Origin of the sequence: Bacteroides sp., assembly GCF_019417265.1 — a bacterium.
Taxonomy (GTDB): Bacteria; Bacteroidota; Bacteroidia; order Bacteroidales; family Bacteroidaceae; genus Phocaeicola.
On sequence record NZ_DXVR01000088.1, the window covers coordinates 8900 to 11940 of the forward strand.

Sequence of the window (3041 nt, forward strand, 5' to 3'; positions counted from 1 at the left end):
TCAATGGACTCATCTGAAAATCAGGAAAATATTGATTTTGAAGATTCTGATATATATATTTATTTTTGTGAGCATAGTTTTTTATGTCCAATTTTTTGCGAGCATGATAAAAATGATTCTTCTAAAACAACCTTTGAAGGATTTAAACGCTTTGCATTTGATGAAGATTTTATTAATAAAGAAGTAAGGCGGACATGGGAGGATTCTCGTAATTTGATTTATCAAAATAAATTAAAATGGGAATATCTGTATGATGCCCGAGGTTGTAAAAGACGAAACAAGAGTGGATCGTATATGGGAGCGCCCAATTTCCCTAAGAGTTCTGAATATGAAGTTTTTTTTCGAGGTGGGGCGGATGTTTCAAATGATAAGACCAGGACAGAAGTGGTTAATGGAATAAAAATGTTACCACAATTTTTTTGGCTAAAAGGTTCATACGTTGTAAATAAACTTCAAACATTATCTTATCTGTAAAATATTATGGCTAAAATCAAAAATAACATACGAGTTGTAGAATTATTTGCTGGTGTTGGTGGATTCCGCATCGGATTGGAAGGTGCATCTGATGCATTTGAAACTGTGTGGAATAATCAATGGGAACCATCAACAGTTCATCAAGATGCCTCTCTTGTGTACCGTGCCAGGTTTGGAAGTAAAGGACATTCTAATGAAGATATAAATACAGTAGCAACTGATAATATTCCAGATCATGATTTGCTTGTTGGAGGATTTCCTTGTCAAGATTATTCAGTTGCATCAACCTTAAGTCGTTCCGGAGGTATTGAAGGGAAGAAAGGTGTATTGTGGTGGCAAATATATCGTATTTTGAGCGAAAAAGGAAAAAAGCGTCCTAATTATGTTTTTTTTGAGAATGTTGACCGTATACTTGGTTCACCTGCGAAGCAGCGTGGACGAGATTTTGCTATAATTCTTGCTTCGCTTGCAGACTTGGGATATACTGTAGAATGGCGTGTGATTAATGCGGCTGATTACGGTATGCCACAAAGGAGAAGACGAACTTATATTGTAGGTTACCGTGAAGGCTCTACTGTATACGATAAAATTGAGACTCTTCAAAACTGGGTGTTGTTTGATGGAGTAATGGCAAAAGCTTTTCCTTTTGAAGTAAAGGAAGGAACATGTTCAGAATTTGATATTGATGGTACTATAAAAGAGGTTTCTGATAATTTTAACAAAAATCAAAAAGGGAATGCGGCCAGTCCTTTTGGAGATGCAGGAATCATGAGGAAACGACATGTTTATTCTGTTGATACTATTGCTGTTTATGATGGAATTAATATGACTCTGGGTAATAACCTGGTTGACGAAAACTTTGTACCAGAGGAATATTTTATTTCTAATGAAGAATTGGACCGATGGAAATATGAAAAAGGGGCAAAAAAAATAGAGCGTACATCCAAAGACGGCTTTAAATATATATTCTCTGAAGGTGGCATGTCATTTCCTGATGATATTAACCGACCTTCACGTACCATTATAACAGGTGAAGGGGGGCCGTCTGCTTCTCGTTTCAAGCATGTTGTTCTTACACCTTCAGGTAGATATCGCCGTTTGATTCCACTGGAATTGGAACGCTTGAATATGTTTCCTGATAATCATACTTTTCATCCCGATGTTACTGATGGACGTAGAGCTTTTCTTATGGGAAATGCTCTCGTTTGTGGAATTGTAGAAGAAGTAGGTAAATCTCTATATCGTTTCATATATGATAAAGAACCTATTTCTACACATCCTATAGAACAAAAAAGAGATGCTCAGCCAAAATTACAACTGAACTTGTTTGAAGATGAACAACAAATCTTGATTTGTAATAAACCTAAAAAAAATTACTTATTGGATTATAATAAACATCTATTGATTGGTTTCGTTAAAGATGACAATAGAGATTATTTTCTTGATGGAGAACGTATTAAGAAATATTATACAGGTAAAACTAAATCATTTCCTTCAACTGTAGCATTGAATAAACTTTATTACTTCATGCCATATATAAAAGGAAAAGGTGTACGTGATCTTTATATTATTAAGATTGCACGCGTCGGTAATAAGTCTGAAATATATCCGGAAAGCGGAGATATTGAACCTCGTCTTGTATTTGAGATTGAATATCTTGAAAGCCTTCCAGAGTACGTGCAAATTAATTTGAATATCTTTCACACATATCGGGATACTTTGTTAGGGAGGGTTTTTAAAAATCAATAAAATTATGTCTGTTGTACTGTTGGAGTAAAATTATTTAATGGATAAATTGACTAAAGAACAACGTCATCGTTGTATGTCCGCTATAAAAGGAAAGAATACAAAACCTGAATTATTGGTTCGGAAATTCCTTTTTAGCCGTGGCTTCCGCTATCGGCTCAATCATCCACGCCTTCCCGGTCATCCCGATATAGTACTTCGTAAATATCGAACTGTCATTTTTGTAAATGGTTGTTTTTGGCATGGTCATGAAAAATGCAAATACTTTCGTCCGTCTAAAACCAACATTGACTTTTGGCAAAAGAAAATAGAACGAAACAAAGAGCGTGATAAAAAAGAACAATGCCAACTTGCTTCTATGGGCTGGCATTGTATCACTGTCTGGGAGTGCCAACTAAAGGCTAAAGTTCGTGAACAAACGCTTGAGTCATTAGCTTATACATTAAATCATATTTTTCTTGAAGATAGAAAATTAAGAACCTACGAACAACCAAATACAACAGATTCATTTATGGCAGCAGAACCTGAAGCTGTTTATGAAAAGAAAAGTCAAGAATAAAAGCAGCAATTTATTACATCCAAAGGCGCTATATCAATGACTATTCCAGATTTTCCGTTAGTCTTATTCCTGCTTTTTCTATCAAATGTTGATGCTGCTCCTTCACCGCCCGATACATGGAATAATGTGCAAAGGATTCTTCCTTATATTTCAGACTACTAACAGAGGCGGCAACAGCCCACGTAAAAATAATGGCTACAATAGCCACAACATATCGAAGTTTTATATGATGTCCCCGTATAAACATCCCATTTATATTGGG

General features: G+C 35.4%; 3 protein-coding genes and 1 pseudogene. 3 read left to right on the forward strand and 1 reads right to left on the reverse strand.

From position 1 onward, the window contains the following. The 3 genes from QZ379_RS10215 to QZ379_RS10225 form a co-directional block, all read left to right on the forward strand. Positions 1-474 (forward strand): hypothetical protein (locus QZ379_RS10215; protein ID WP_291564058.1); only part of this gene is annotated, 474 nt, incomplete at its 5' end. A gap of 6 nt (positions 475-480) precedes the next feature. Further along, positions 481-2223, forward strand: a complete 1743-nt coding sequence (dcm, locus tag QZ379_RS10220) for a DNA (cytosine-5-)-methyltransferase (RefSeq protein WP_291564061.1) — start codon at positions 481-483, stop codon at positions 2221-2223. Between the two features lie 37 nt (positions 2224-2260). Next, complete coding sequence (locus QZ379_RS10225) at positions 2261-2779, forward strand: very short patch repair endonuclease (protein ID WP_291564064.1); 519 nt, start codon at positions 2261-2263, stop codon at positions 2777-2779. A gap of 40 nt (positions 2780-2819) precedes the next feature. Here the strand turns inward: QZ379_RS10225 and QZ379_RS10230 are convergent. Continuing rightward, a pseudogene (locus tag QZ379_RS10230) lies at positions 2820-3041 on the reverse strand (hypothetical protein); the annotation flags it as partial.

Bases quoted from the DNA above. Each gene is read 5' to 3' on its own strand.
- dcm (WP_291564061.1), top strand. From the start codon at position 481: ATGGCTAAAATCAAAAATAACATACGAGTTGTAGAATTATTTGCTGGT.
- QZ379_RS10225 (WP_291564064.1), top strand. From the start codon at position 2,261: ATGGATAAATTGACTAAAGAACAACGTCATCGTTGTATGTCCGCTATA.